Source organism: Paenibacillus sp. P36 (genome assembly GCF_045866505.1).
In the GTDB taxonomy this organism is placed as follows: domain Bacteria; phylum Bacillota; class Bacilli; order Paenibacillales; family NBRC-103111; genus Paenibacillus_E; species Paenibacillus_E chondroitinus.
In genome coordinates this window covers 8,601,774-8,616,571 of sequence record NZ_AP038372.1, presented here as the reverse complement: position 1 = coordinate 8,616,571, position 14,798 = coordinate 8,601,774, and the positions used below count along the sequence as shown (strand labels likewise).

11 protein-coding genes are annotated in these 14,798 nt (G+C 48.3%); 6 read left to right on the top strand and 5 right to left on the bottom strand.

The window, feature by feature from the left end:
- Window positions 1-3: 3 nt before the first annotated feature.
- The 5 genes from ACKTT9_RS37825 to ACKTT9_RS37805 all read right to left on the bottom strand — a co-directional run bounded on the left by ACKTT9_RS37825 (window position 4) and on the right by ACKTT9_RS37805 (window position 5,763).
- Window positions 4-1,662: an ABC transporter permease gene (locus ACKTT9_RS37825; protein ID WP_407869985.1), complete on the bottom strand. Its 1,659-nt coding sequence runs from the start codon at window positions 1,660-1,662 to the stop codon at window positions 4-6.
- A gap of 98 nt (window positions 1,663-1,760) precedes the next feature.
- A complete protein-coding gene (locus tag ACKTT9_RS37820; protein WP_407869984.1) occupies window positions 1,761-2,795 on the bottom strand; it encodes an ABC transporter substrate-binding protein in 1,035 nt (344 codons plus the stop codon).
- A gap of 24 nt (window positions 2,796-2,819) precedes the next feature.
- Window positions 2,820-3,605, bottom strand: a complete 786-nt coding sequence (locus tag ACKTT9_RS37815; protein ID WP_407869983.1) for a DUF3919 family protein — start codon at window positions 3,603-3,605, stop codon at window positions 2,820-2,822.
- A 43-nt stretch (window positions 3,606-3,648) separates the two neighbouring features.
- Window positions 3,649-5,085 carry an ATP-binding protein gene (locus tag ACKTT9_RS37810; RefSeq protein WP_407869982.1) on the bottom strand — a complete coding sequence of 479 codons (1,437 nt, stop codon included), beginning with the start codon at window positions 5,083-5,085 and terminating at the stop codon, window positions 3,649-3,651.
- 3 nt (window positions 5,086-5,088) lie between these two features.
- A complete protein-coding gene (locus ACKTT9_RS37805) occupies window positions 5,089-5,763 on the bottom strand; it encodes a response regulator transcription factor (protein WP_407869981.1) in 675 nt (224 codons plus the stop codon).
- A 269-nt stretch (window positions 5,764-6,032) separates the two neighbouring features.
- Between ACKTT9_RS37805 and ACKTT9_RS37800 the strand changes: the two genes are divergently transcribed.
- The 6 genes from ACKTT9_RS37800 (at window position 6,033) to ACKTT9_RS37775 (ending at window position 14,489) form a co-directional block, all read left to right on the top strand.
- Entirely contained in the window at window positions 6,033-7,064 is a 1,032-nt protein-coding gene (locus ACKTT9_RS37800) for a fatty acid desaturase (protein WP_407869980.1), read from the top strand.
- Window positions 7,065-7,934: 870 nt separating this feature from the next.
- Entirely contained in the window at window positions 7,935-8,867 is a 933-nt protein-coding gene (locus ACKTT9_RS37795) for a sugar ABC transporter permease (protein ID WP_246238890.1), read from the top strand.
- An 18-nt stretch (window positions 8,868-8,885) separates the two neighbouring features.
- A complete protein-coding gene (locus ACKTT9_RS37790) occupies window positions 8,886-9,767 on the top strand; it encodes a carbohydrate ABC transporter permease (RefSeq protein WP_127453910.1) in 882 nt (293 codons plus the stop codon).
- Window positions 9,768-9,928: 161 nt separating this feature from the next.
- Window positions 9,929-11,512, top strand: coding sequence for an extracellular solute-binding protein (locus ACKTT9_RS37785; RefSeq protein WP_407869979.1), 1,584 nt, complete (start codon window positions 9,929-9,931; stop codon window positions 11,510-11,512).
- A gap of 92 nt (window positions 11,513-11,604) precedes the next feature.
- Window positions 11,605-12,645: a response regulator gene (locus ACKTT9_RS37780; RefSeq protein ID WP_407869978.1), complete on the top strand. Its 1,041-nt coding sequence runs from the start codon at window positions 11,605-11,607 to the stop codon at window positions 12,643-12,645.
- Window positions 12,642-14,489 (top strand): sensor histidine kinase, encoded by a 1,848-nt coding sequence (locus ACKTT9_RS37775; protein WP_407869977.1) that lies wholly within the window; start codon window positions 12,642-12,644, stop codon window positions 14,487-14,489. Before ACKTT9_RS37780 ends, ACKTT9_RS37775 begins: the two co-directional genes overlap by 4 nt.
- Window positions 14,490-14,798 lie beyond the last annotated feature (309 nt).

Below are 14,798 nucleotides of genomic sequence, written 5' to 3'. Positions count from 1 at the left end.
CATCTAGAAATCAAATATTTTAACCTTCGAGCGGAAAATAAGCTTCATTACACCGAGCGTAGCGAGTGTAGTTCCCATCAATCCGACGGCAACAGCGGCTGCCCAGTAGTAGGTCCCGGTCTCAGCGTAGTTGAAGATCGATACGGCGGCGACGACCCATTTGGGCGTAATCAGAAAGACAATGGTGCTTAAGGTGTTCATATTTTTCATAAAAGCGTAGACGAAGTTGGCGACAATGGTTTTTTGCAGCATCGGAAACACGATGGTTGTCAGTGTACGGCGGCTGTCCGCTCCGAGATTGGTCGCTGCTTCCTCGATGGATTTATCTACCTGCTTAAAGGAGGCGGTGAGTCCCCGATACCCAACGGGCATTTGTTTAAGCAGCATGGCTACGATGATCAGGATGGCGGAGCCTTGAAGCATGATGGGCCCGTTGCTGAAGGCAACGATTAAGGCCAAGCCAACGAATGTCCCTGGCAAAGCAATGGGCAGAACGGCTGTGAAATCGAGTGCTTTTTTACCTGGAAAAGGCTTGCGCACCACGACATAAGCCAGAACTAAGGCAAAGCCGACGGCTAGAATAGAAGCGATGAGCGACAGCACCAAGCTGTTAAGAACAGCGGGGCTGGACGGGTTGAACACCATTTTCGTGATATGGCTCAGTGTAAATGTGTTGTCTCTCCCAAAGTTCTTCGTGAACGCGAACAAGATCGTGATAGCGAACATCGACAGGATGAAAAGCGCCATAATGCTGTTAAAAATAAACAAAAGGATGTCCGTCTTGCGGGACGTTTTGACTCGATTTAGTCCAGAAACGGGCTTTCCGGTTATTGTGGAATAGGAGCCCTTAGACAGCAGTTTGCTTTGAATGACGAAAACTATTAAGGCGGGAATCACGAGGATGACGCCCATTACAGATGCGAGGCCAGGCTCGTTATTAATGATTTCTCCGTAAATTTCAACAGCCAGAAGGGAGTAGTTGCCCCCAATCAGTTTGGGATTTCCGAAGTCGGCAAAGCAGTTGATCGCCACGAGCAGGAACGCGTTGATAACGCCCGGCAGCGCTAATTTGAACGTGATGGTGCGGAAAAGCTTGAAACCGCGTGCCCCTAGGTTCTGGGCGGCGATTTCCAGATTAGGCGATATGGAGCGTAGAACGCCGGTAATGGTCATGTAGGCAAGCGGGAAATACGAGATCGTTTGTACGATCCAGAGGCCCGGCAAGCCGTATAAATCAAGCTCGACGTTGAACCAAGCTTTGAGTGTTTGCGACACCATGCCGCCTCTGCCGAATAGAAGCAGGAAGGCGAGGCCGGTCATAACGGAAGGCGCGAGAATCGGGAGAAAGGCGATAAACCGGAAAAACTTTTTCCCCACAATGTTGCTGTAATGAATCGAATAAGCGTAAATAAAACCGCAAACTGTTGCCGTTAGTGCGGAAAGGGAGGAACTGACGACCGTGTTCAGCAGGGCGGTGCCGTAACGGCTTTTGCTGAAGAAGGTCGTCCAATCCGTTGCTCCCGGCAAGGCAATGACGTAAATAAGCGGATAAATGACGAAGAGACAGAGTACGGCGAAACTGATGAGTACGAGGATCAGCGAGGAGGGATCTTTCACCAGCTTGCTGATCGAGGTGCCCATGCCTTTTTTTTCTATAATCATAAGGGGCTCACGACCGCCTTCCACATTCTTGGTTTAGATGGGCATTGGTCCGCAGAAGATGCGGGTATCTGCGGCACCAATGCCCTGGAAACGCTTACTTATTTGAGGTTCTTGAGCGCGTCCTGCAGCTCTTTGCGCTGCTCGGCAGCTTTCCATAAGCTGTAGCTTGTGTTGTATTTGGTTGTTTTGATGTCGATACCGCCTTTAGGAATCGGTACCGTAGGTTTCACGGAGCTTGCGAAAGCCGATTCGGTATAAAGAAGTCCAGGTTCATTCGTTAGCATGAAATCCATGAGTTTCTTGGCGCCTTCCGTGTTTGCGCCGCCTTTGACAATTGCCAGTCCGCCAACTTCATAACCTGCGGCTTCCGGAACGATCGAAATAATCGGGCTGCCCTGATTTTTCATTTTCAACTGGTCGCCAAGAAAGGTGATACCGATGGTGTACTCTCCTTTAGCCGCTTTTTGAATCGGCTCGATCCCTGACTTCGGTCTTTCTTTCAGGTTAGGCAGCAGTTTGGCTACATAGTCCAGCATTTTGTCTTTGCCCCATACTTGAGCAAGAGAAGCAACGGCTGTGTAAGCGGTACCGGAAGTTGCCGGATCCGACATGCCGATTTCGCCTTTAAATTTAGGGTCAAGCAGCTCTTGGAACGTCTGCGGATAAGGCGCGCTAGCGTATTTCTCTTTCCAACGCTGCTCGTTGATGCCAATAGCAATTGGATTCAGGTAAAAACCAGTCCAGGAACCCTCTTTATCTTTCATATTGTCTGGAATATCTTTGGCGTTCGGAGAAATGTAATTCTCCAGTGCGCCGGCTTTTTTCAATACTTCGTGCGAATCCGCCGGACCGCCCATGAGGAAGTCCGCTTGGGGTTTGCCCATTTCATTTTGAACGCGTGTCACGGCTTCACCACTCGGGAGACGAAGAACGTCGTAATCGATTCCGGTCTCTGCTTTGAATTTATCCAGAATCTTACGCGCTTCTTCTTCTTGGAAAATGGAATATACGGTAATTTTACCTTTCGCTTTCCCACCAAAAACACCAGACTTGTAAAGGAAGAATCCTGCGACAAGCACGACAACAATAACGGATAAAATCATAACGGAGCTGTTACTTTTCTTTCTAGCCATTTCATCAACCATCCCCTCGATAGGTTAGGAGGCGTCACTTAACTTGAAATAGGCTTTATGGTTGGTTTCGTCCAGCAAATCGAACACGATGAAGTAAGCGTTATCATAGAGATCAATATGCAGCCAATGCTTCCCGCTCGAAGATTCATCCTTTAGCTGTACAACATAGTGAGCGCTCGGGCGCTCCGCCATGAAGTCAAAATGGCTGAAGTCGATCAACCGGACCGCCGTTCGCATCTGTGCTGTCAGCGCAGTCCGATCCGTCTCGGATAACGCGGCAAGAACGCCGTCCTGCAAGCGAAATACTTGATGCACCGGGTTGGCAATTACGTTGCCGACGGTTTCTGCGGTGAGCGTTTTGTCGATCAGCATGTTTTGCAGTTTGCGGATCTCCGCGCTAGTATCCAGCGAGTTCACCAAGTCACTGCCGAAACGGAAGCCGCTGGTCCCGATTTGAAAAGGCACATCCTCTTGATCCAAGTAGGCCATGGAGCCTGTTAGCAGCAGCCGTGAAGCGTTTGCACGAGTGGGCTGCCCACTGCCGTTTAATAAACGTGTGAACGAAGCTTTCCACGCAATCAACTCTTTGGGATCATCAATCGAGATGGTGCCGATACCGGGGTACGTGACATTCATGCTCATAGGAACGCCGTCGAACATGTCACGGCTGTTCGGGTCCTTCGGGACCGTTCGAACTTCATCGACGCCGATTCGGAATACATAAGCAAAAATGCCGATCAACGTACAACCGATTACGATTTGCAATAAGATGAGACGCAACCATGAAAGCCCTTTCTTCTCCTCTTGCATGTAGATTACTCTCCTTTTATCTCAGAAAAATCATTGATTTGTATCAATTTTGTAACAGACCTTGAGGGCGTATAGGTTCCATTTGGAAGCTCAAAATGACTTCGGTTCCGCTTCCCTCACGGCTGTGCACGGTGATGTCGCCACCTTGCAGCTCCATCAGCTGCTTGCAAAGCAGCAGCCCAAGTCCATGCGAGTGGGCGGATACAGGCCGTTCGGCTTTTTCGGCAGAAGGATGGAATAGCGTGCGAGTTTCCTCTTCGTCCATGCCTTTGCCGTTATCGGTAATACGCACCAGACAACGGTATTCCTGCTGCTCCAACCGTATGTTCAGCTGCGTGCAACCGCTATGCTTGATTGCATTTTCTATGACGTTGAACAAAACCTGCTGTGTACGTTTGGGATCCATGTATACCTCACACGGTACTACTTGTACAGCAGTCGTAATGGCGGATTTATGCAGTGTAGGCTCCAAAATGCGCAAGCTATCTGTCAAGATTGCAGCCAAATCTGTACGTTCAAGCTGCACCCGCCAAGCCTCATCGCCTTTGAGCGACGATTGCAGCAGCTCTTCGACCATTTGCAGCAGTCGCGTGCTTTCCTTGCGGATGTATACATTACAGGTTCGAATATCATCAATACGCTCCATTTTATCAATCAGATCGGAGAAACCGATAATGGAGGTTAGCGGCGTTTTCAACTCGTGTGTGACATTGTCGTAAAATTTTTTCTGCTTGCTCTGCTCATAATGGAGCAGCTCGATATGCTCTTGCAGCGCCTCGGACATTTGATTAAAGTCATCGGCCAGCTCCCGCACCTCGTCCTGGCTGCGTACGGTTATTTTTCGGCTGAAATCGCCTACGGTCACTAGCTTCAAAGCTTGCTGCAAGGCGTGCAGCGGCTGCATGATGAAGAAAGAGAACGAGTAGCTTGCGAGCAATGCGACTAGCAGGCAGCCCAGCGCGACGCCAATAAACCAGGTCCTCATGGCGGACAGGGTTTCTTCGTGTTTATTTAGATCGAGCAGGTAGCGGAACCCGCCGACAATTTTGCCTTCGTAAAGAAAGGGAGAGGCATAGATAAGCATCTTGCTGTTCTCACCTTCCGTAATGACGGTGGCGGTTTGCCCTGCGAGTGCAGCGTCGATATCGCTCCGCTTCACCAGATCTTCCCGGTTTCCGCTATCGCCGATAATGGTGCCCTCCGGATCAAAGAGCTGGACTTGGAAGTTGCTGTTGGCGGCAAGATGTGAGGCGATCAGCGGGGCATACGTCCCGGAAAAAAGCTGCTCGATGCTAATTTTTTTATCGTTTACAATTTTTAACGCCTCGATGCGGTGGAGGTCGTAATATTGGCTAAGCGTCTGGGTATCCCGCTCAATCATACTTTTGCTTAGCGTATAGTTGACGACCACATACATCGCGGCCAGCAGCATGATAATCGTAATGGTGTGCTGAATGAACAGCTTATTGCGCAGCTTCATGGCTTAAACCTCCAGCTTGTAGCCCATGCCGTGAACCGTGGCCAGCACATGATCGTGGGGTTTCATTTTCTCGCGGAGCCGGTTCACCATCATATCGACGGAGCGGGTTTGTCCGTAGTATTCGAACCCCCATACCTGGTCCAAAATGTGCTCCCGCGTGAACACCTTCTTCGGATTTTTGCACAGTAACCAGAGGAAGTCGAACTCTTTGCTGGTTGTTTTGACGAGTTGGCCTGCCACTTTCAAAGACCGCTCATTGCGATCGATCTCTATGACCCCGGCTTGGAGGATATCAACCGCATGTGTTGTGGTATCCGGGGTCATTCGGCGCATAACCGCCCGAATTCGCATGATAAGCTCCCGCGTTTCAAAGGGCTTGGTCAAATAATCATCGGCGCCGAGCTGGAAGCCTAATATTTTGTCGTTCATTTCGTTTTTCGCTGTGAGTACGATAACAGGTATGTCTTTATACGATTGTTGCAGCGTTTTCAAAAGCTCAAAGCCCGACTGATCCGGCAGCATCAGATCCAGCAAGATTAAATCAATCGGCTGCGCAGCGAGCACGTCGAGACCGGAAGCGACGGTACCGGCTACGATAGGGTGGAAACCCTCAACTTCCAGGCTTAATTTGAGCAGCATTTGGATGCTGGAATCGTCTTCAATAATTAATATCGTCATTTGGAAAGTTCCTTTCCGGCAGCATTTTGCATAACGTACGTATGTCTGATTAGGCATCATCTATGTGTATACATTCTACACAACAGACGAGTTATGTAAATACGATTGACTTATATTGCATTTTACAAAAAGCGTTTTCAACCGTATGATGAAAGTGCGATGTAATATTTCTTTCCGTATTAGGGAACTTAATTTGATCTGCAACGTACTACAACAGGTGACAACAAATCAGATCCGACACGATGTGGAGAGAAGGAGTTCTAAACGGAATGAAGCATGATGATAAAAATGGGTGGCGTTCAGACATAGCGCCCTACGAAAGACCGCATATGAAACACAGCCTATGGCAAATTATGAATACGTTAATTCCCTTTTTTGCATTATGGTATTTCGCCTATTTAAGCCTTTCAGTCTCGATTTGGCTTACGCTCGTAATTGACATTATCGCCTCAGGCTTTTTGGTGCGCATCTTTATCATCTTCCACGATTGCTGTCACAAATCATTTTTCAAAAATAAATGGGCGAATGAAATTGTCGGTACGTTGACAGGAATTCTGACATTCGTGCCATATCATCAGTGGCGTTACACGCACTCCATTCATCATGCATCCAGCGGCAATTTGGACCGCAGAGGTGTAGGCGATATTTGGACGTTGACGGTTGATGAATATCAGAAATCCTCATGGAAAAAAAGACTTACCTACCGGCTATACCGCAATCCGCTGATCATGTTCATCATTGGACCGATCTTCATTTTTCTTATAGATTATCGTTTTAACCGCAAGCGTGCGGGAATGAAAGAACGCATGAATACGTATATCACGAATGTTAGCATCGTGGGAAGTTTAGCGTTACTGTGCTGGGCGATTGGCTGGCAGTCTGTGCTCCTTATCCAAGGTCCTATGTTTTTCGTTTCGGGCATGATGGGGATTTGGCTGTTTTATGTACAGCATAACTATGAAGAGACTTATTTTGAAAATGAACCTGAGTGGGATTATGTCAAAGCGGCGATGCATGGCAGTTCTTTTTACAAGCTGCCTAGAGTGCTGCACTGGATCACGGGGAATATCGGGTTCCACCATATTCATCACCTGAGCCCGCGAGTTCCGAACTATTACTTGGAAAAGGTTCATAACAAAAACGCTTTGCTGCGCAACGTGCAGACGATTACGCTGATGACGAGCTTGGAATCGCTCAAGTTCCGCATTTGGTGCGAGGACACGAAAAAATTCATCCGTTTCAAGGATTTGAAGCCTATAAAAGTGAAGAGAGGCCTCGTCAAAACGTTGGAAATGGACTAAATGTTGAAAAGCTGGCGGTTAAAGTGGAAATTTTACTTTGGCTGTTGGCTTTTTTTTGTTGGGTTTGGGATTGGTGAGGGGAGCTAGGGTGATGGACCGTGGCAGCGAGCTCGGCGTTCATAAGTGTGTTGGTCCTCGTTGGATGAAATCCAACGAAAAGGCGATTTGGGGTGCTTTTAGACCCTGTTTGTTGGACTAAATCCAACGGGGTGCTCGATTTGGCGCTGATATGAGGCCATTTTGCGGTGAGTGATTGGGTTTCATCCAATGGAGCGGAGGATATAAGGCGATAAAGCGTGTTTCCATTGGAAATGATCTAATGGATTTGGAGTATCGGGAGAGGAGGGGGAGTTACACTCGAGCCGCCTGCGTCACTCTTCGTTGCACTTTCTACAACGTAGAAGCCGCAAAAAGGGCACAAGCCTTACTCTCATTGCACAAAGTACAATCATTTGGCCTAAAGTCACCCTTAAAGTAGCTAATTTTAGCGATATCGTTGCACAAAGTGCAACGTAGAGTGCTCAGGGGGTGTGTTATCAGCCTTTTCGTTGCACAGAGTGCAATATAGGCTAGATGACTCGAAACGCGAGGTGAAACGCATGGCATCGAACCGTTTATTTGAGGTACAAGGGTGCAGTTGTAGGTGCGAGGTTGAAGTTTCTTCTCAGCTGACGAGCTGCTCTAGTCCCCCATATTGTATTTTGTACAAGGTAGAGCACGCAACAACTACAACCTAAAAAAAACACAAGTCGGTGAAAAGACATTCCATTGTTGCAAGCGCTTTAGCAAGGTACCATAGGGGTATAACATCGACGAAGAAATAGTGAGGGGGGCTAGATGATGGCGGTAGGCGCGCAAGCGGTAGAACAGATGAATAAGCGTGCGCAGACGAAAAAGGGCAAATCCTTTCTGCGAACGTTTTGGAAGTATAGGGCGCTGTATCTGATATCAGTGCCAGGGATTTTATATTTTATTATTTTCAAGTATGTACCGCTGCTAGGTTCAGTTATTGCCTTTCAGGATTACAACATTTTTGACGGCTTCACCGGAAGCAAATGGGTGGGTTTTGAACATTTTACACGGATGTTTGCCCATTATGATTTTATCAAAATTTTGAAAAATACCGTCTTAATCGGGATCTACGATTTAGTGCTTGCATTTCCTGCGCCAATCATCCTGGCTCTCTTGCTTAACGAGCTGCGCGTTGTGCTATACAAGCGCGTTCTCCAGACGGTCGTGTACATGCCTCACTTCCTGTCATGGGTTATCGTGAGCGGGATCGCCATCGGCATTCTTTCCCCTTCAACTGGCGCGGTGAACCATTTCATTGCTTGGCTGGGGTTTGAACCGATTTACTTCTTGGGTGAAGAATCCTGGATCCGCACGGTTCTCATTTCGTCAGGGATTTGGCGGGATTCGGGTTACGGCACGATTATTTATTTGGCAGCGCTTGCGGGAATTAATCCGGATTTGTATGAAGCTTCGGAAGTGGACGGTGCCAATCGGTGGAGACAAACCATTTCAATCACGCTTCCATCACTGCTGCCAACCATTATGATTTTGTTCCTGCTGCACATTGGTAAATTCTTAGATTTCGGCTTCGAGCGCGTGTATGTGTTCTTGAATCCGCTGAATAAAGAAAATGGTGAAATTCTGGATACCTACATTTATACCGCGGGATTATTAGGCCAACAGTTCAGCTATACAACGGCCATCGGTCTTTTCAAAGCAGTAGTAGGTGTCATCTTTATCGTAACTGGTAATGTGCTCAGCAAAAAAACAACGGGTGAAAGCTTGTATTAAGACGGAGGTGAACGCTATATGAATCGCAAGCCGACAGCCGGTTGGCAAGTTTTTAACATATTTAACGTCGTATTTCTAACGCTCCTATCATTGGCGATGCTCCTGCCGTTCTTAAACGTGCTGGCTCAATCGTTCAGTTCATCTCAAGCTATCGTGAATGGCAAGGTTTTGTTCCTGCCGGTGCAATTTACAGCGATCAACTATCAATATGTGTTTAGCGACGCGGCCATCTGGCGTTCTTTCGGAGTAACCGTGTATATTACGGTAGTGGGCACGCTCATCAACTTAATTGCAACAGCTTCACTGGCTTATCCAGTGTCGCGCCCCGAGTATGCCGGACGCAACGCGGTTGTGATTATGGTTCTAATTACGATGGTCTTCACAGCACCATTAATTCCTAACTTTATTTTGATGAAAAACTTGCATCTGACGAACTCGCTTTGGGCTCTTATGATTCCAGGTGCGATCAGCGCCTTTAACTTTTTCGTGATGAGGTCGTTCTTCCTGCAGATCCCTAGCGAATTGATTGACTCCGGCCGGATCGACGGCTGCTCGGAGCTCAGAATGATCTGGAACATCGTGCTTCCTCTATCCAAGCCGGTTATGGCGTCCCTTGGGATTTTCTATGCCGTAGGCCACTGGAATACGTATCAAAGCGCGCTTTACTATATCAACAAACCAGCGTTATGGCCGCTTCAAGTGAAGCTGCGCCAGCTCATTGTATCCGAAGATATCAGTATCGATCCTAACTCATCGCAATTTAGCGGACTGGCTCATATGGATCCGGAGGGGATCAAAATGGCGACGATTATTATCGCGACGATCCCGATTATCCTGATTTACCCGTTCTTGCAGCGTCATTTCGTCAAAGGGATGATGGTAGGCTCCGTCAAATCATAAGGATTCAATTGTGAAATCATGTATGAGATGGCGAGTTTTAACAACATTCTAAAAAAAAGACAATTCGAACTAAAGACAGCCCATATCGACAAATTGTAAACGCTTTTACAATGAGTGTGTGTATTAGGTCATATTTTAGCGAAATGAAAAGAGGGGTAGAAATGAAAAAATGGATTCCCACGACGATGGCCGCAGTTCTCTTGGCCACTACGATGGCAGCTTGCTCTTCCAAGCCAGCAGAACAACCGGCAACCAGTGCAGCAGCTAACGGAGCTAGCGCAAAGCCGGCGGAAAAAACGAAGTTCTCCATCTCCTTGCGTACACTGGCATTCGGGCACGTGGAGAAGTCTCCTGATATCAACCAAGACAAATGGGTAAAGAAACTCGAAGAACTAACAAACTCCGATTTGAATATCGTGCTTGTTCCGCACAAAGAATATGAACAAAAAATGATCCAAATGTTTGCAACCAACGACATTCCTGATGTTGTTCAAGGCAGCGGCGGTGTGAACGGGAAAGAAATGGCGGGTTCCGTGAAAGCAGGCGTATTCATGCCGCTGGACGACTTGCTGAAGCAGTACGGCCCGAACTTGCTGAAAAAAGTGCCGAAAGACGCTTGGGATAACGTAACGTACAACGGTAAAATCTATGCGATTCCAGAGTATTTGTCCAACCCGTCCCGTCGCGCGATCTTCGTTCGTAAGGATTTGCTGGATAAGGCCGGTCTAGGCGTGCCGAAAACGGTCGATGAGTACATGGCTGTACTTCGCAAGTTCAAAGAAATGGGCGTTGAGAACCCTTACATGGGCCGCGAGAACTTTAAATATGCGGATTCGTTCTTCGGAGCTTATGACGTTTATCCATACCTCTCCATGTTTGAGAAGTCCGGCGATCAAATTTTGCCGAAGTTTTTCGATACAGAGAATATGACCAAAGCGCTGCAAACGTACAAAACGATGTTTGACGAAGGCTTAATCAACAAAGAGTTCGCAACCATCAACGCAACGGTATTTAAAAACACAATCCTTGCCGGTAAAGCAGGCATGTGGTCCATGAATGCCAATGAAATGCTGCAATGGGAAACACAGTTGAAAACGACGGTGCCAACGGGCGATATCGAAATCATCGCATCTCCGACAGGACCGGACGGTAAAGGCGGACACTACTTGTATGGACCTGCGCCGCGTGCTTACTTCATCAACAAAAATGTGAAAAATGCTGCGCAAATTATCCAGTTCTACGATTGGATGATGTCTGACGAAGCTGAGAAATTCTTCACATTCGGTATCGAAGGCGACACGTACAAAACAGTAGACGGCAAAATCGACTACAAATCGCCGACAGATTCGGCTGGTGTAGATGAAGAGCGTTACCGCCAATCCTTCTTGTGGTTGGTTCAAGATACAACTTATAATAAAGGCACACTTAGTATGACAGAAGATGGCAAGAAATTAATGAATGTGTACGATACGACTTTGAAAAATGAAGGACGCGATGGTATCAACTTCGAGCCGCGCCTAGAGTCCTTAATGAAAAATCCAGACATTTCACCGCTGTCCGATCAAGCGCCACCTGTTATTCTTTCTCACATGGTCAAAATGGTGTACGGCAAAGAGCCGATCTCCGATTGGCCGAAAGTATTGGAAGAGTGGAAGTCCAAAGGCGGCAATGAAGTGATCAAGGAAGCTACAGAGAAATTCAATAGCAAAGATTCCGGTACGACTGTGTCGATGCCGCGTAAATAAGCTCAAGCAATTGAGCATGACCGACTCCTCACGAGCACACCAGCGCGTGGGGAGCGGGCATTTCAGAAGGGTAAGAAGGGAGCTGCCGCCTCATGTACCGCATCCTCATTGTCGATGACGAACCGATGATACGCAAAGGATTACAAAAGCTAGTCGAACAATCGGAGCTGCCGATCGAAAGCCTGCGAACGGCTGAGAATGGTGTTGTCGCTTTACAGCGGATTCAAGAGGATCGACCTGACTTCCTGTTTACCGATATTCGTATGCCCAAAATGGACGGTTTGGAGCTGTGTGCCCGCGTTGCCGAAATGGATGCGGACATCCAGGTTGTCGTTATTTCCGGGTATAGCGATTTTGAATATGCCCAGAAATGTGTTTCTTATGGTGTCAAAGAGTATTTGCTGAAGCCTGTAAATATCAAAGGGTTTCAAAACGTGTTGGAGAAGCTGATTCGCACCAGGTCCAAAGTTAGCTCCGAATCTTTCGTTGCCGTAACGAAGCTGGAACAATGGGCAAGCCGCATGGAGCATGCGGTCTGGATGCTGCATCAAGCGGAATTAGATAGCTTGCTCGAAGAAATTCATACCGAGCTCAAAGATTATAAACTGAAGCTGAATCGGCTTCTCGATATTTTGGAGGAAATTCATACCCTGCTGCACCAACGTTTGAATGTGCGCGATGTGTATCTCATGCAAGGCGAGCTTGCCCTAACCGGGGCTGTCAGCGAAGAGGAAGCTTGGCTCCGATTCACCGATGCGGTCTACGGCCACTTGGATGAGCTGAGGAATAAGCGGAAAGGGAAGCTGAAAGACCCTGTAGAGGTAGCGAAGCAATACATTGAGACGCACCTCGCAGAGGAAGTTTCCTTGGAGGAAGTAGCTGAATTTATCGGACTTAACCCGTCATATTTTAGCCAATTGTTCAAGCAAAGTACATCGGAGACGTTCGTGCAGTACCGTACACGCAGGCGCATGGAAAAAGCGAAAAAGCTGCTGGAGCAGCCGCAATGGCGCATCACGGATATTTCGGGGGAAGTCGGATACGCTGACCACCCGCATTTTACGAAAACATTCAAGAAGTATGAAGGCTGCCTTCCATCCGAGTATCGCCAGCAAATGGGGATTCGTACATGAGAGGCAAGACGCTGTCACGGCAAATTTTTTCCAACTTTCTCATTGTGATTGTGCTCTCCCTCGTATCGGTTGGTGCTTTCTCCTATGTGCAGTCTTCCAGAGCGCTAGATGGCCAGGTGAAGCAGTACATGGAGCAAATGATCGACAGCGCCAACTATCAGACGGATAGTTATTTGCAGGCTTACGAGCTCCTCAGCAACGCGTTTTCCTCCAACTCGGATGTGCGCGCATTTATGGAAATTAAGCCGGATGATTCGTACGAGTATTATGTTTACAGCGAAAAGATCAAGGAATTTGCACGTATTTCGGTCATTTCCGTTGTGACGTTATATAAACAGTTGAACATGATTTATGCGGTTGGCCAGCATGGGCGCTCAGTCATCTATGAGAACCAGAATTTGCTGAACTTCGACCCCGTACTGGTGAAAGAAAAGTATGATTATTTGATGAAAATGACGCCGGTTGACGGCAAAATCTCGCTGCTGAATATGAGCATTCGCGAGGTGGATCAGGGCTCTGTTGTGACGATGGCACGTAAAGTGAGAGGACCTTCTTACGGGGATGCCAATCGCGGGGTCGTTGCCATCGAGATCAAGCTGGATGAGCTGGCAAAGACGTGGGATCGGGTGAGTCTGGGGAAAAAAGGTTTCTTTTTCATCATAGACGATGCCGGGAACTACATTTACCCTCGTTCCATGAGCGAGCGCAAGCCGCAGGACGATTTGGCTTCGCATGTGCTGGCAAGCGGCAACCAGACCTTCATTTACAAGTATGACGGTGAGGAGCGCATGTTTGTGTCGCGCAAATCGGGTTACTCCGATTGGAATCTGGTTGCTTCCATGCCGGTTGACGAGCTGCGGCGACCAGCGAATACGATTCGAACGACAACGATCAGCGTAGGTTTGATTACCCTGGCCATTGCGTTGTGGCTGGCAACCCGTTTCGGGCGTTCGATTATTGCGCCGATTCGTTGGTTGAAAGACAGTATGAGAGAAACGGAAAAGGGAAATTGGCAGTACATCGATGAATCCGGCCGTACGGACGAGATCGGCGGACTTATTCACAGCTACAACCTGATGGTGACGCGCCTTTCCGATATGATTGAGCGGGTCTACGAGGCGGAGCTGGAACAGCAGAAAAATGCCTTGGAGCTAGGGGAGACGAAGCTGGAGCGGCAGCGGGCGGAATACCAGTCGCTGCAGCTGCAAATTAATCCTCACTTTTTATATAACACGCTCGAAACGATTAACTGTTATGCCATTGTTCAGGATTCAACGGAAATCACCGAAATGGTGGAGGCCATGGCGTTCATGCTCCGTTATTCCGTTCAGACCAATTTGGAAGAAATTACTGTGGCCAATGAGTTGAACCATGTTCGCAATTACATGATTGTTTTGCAGCATCGGACGGGCAAAGAGTTCGAAATTGACGTGGCGATCCCGCCATATCTGCTGCTGGAGAAAATGGTTCGGTTGACGCTGCAGCCATTGATTGAAAATATTTTTCAGCATGCTTTTCCGGACGGCGTGGAGCCGCATCACTTTATCCGTATTAATGCCAAGAAGGAAAACGGCTTGTTCCAAGTTTTTGTGGAGGACAATGGCATCGGCATGAAGCCGGAGCGGCTTGAGGAACTGCGGAAGAAGCTGGAGCAGAATCGATTGGCGGAGCCGGAAGAAAACGGCTCGCCTCGGCGAGGCGGCATTGGCCTTATGAACGTGCATCGGCGCATACAGATGGTTTTCGGCGAGGCTTACGGGCTGTCTGTCGACAGCGAGTGGGGACGCGGTTCGTGCCTGACGATGACGATGCCGGAGACGGCACGGCCGAAGATGCGGAGCTGATGGAAGCGGGCCAATCCCGCCACGTCGCCTCACCTCTGCTCATCTACGGGCAAGGTGGGAGATGGCGGGCTGGGCTGTGGCGGGGCGGAGGAGGAACGCCTGGGGAACGCTTGAGTCACGCTGCCAATCCTGCCACGCCCCTTCACCTCTGACCATCGACGCTAACGGACTCAGATGACCTTAATTGGGTCAAAAGTCTACCACCAACAATTTTAACGGACACAGTAGTCCTTATTTGCTGGATGTGATGGCATTTCTATGCTCTGAAGTGGGAATAGAGTCTCTCATGTCCGTTAGCCTTTAAAAAGG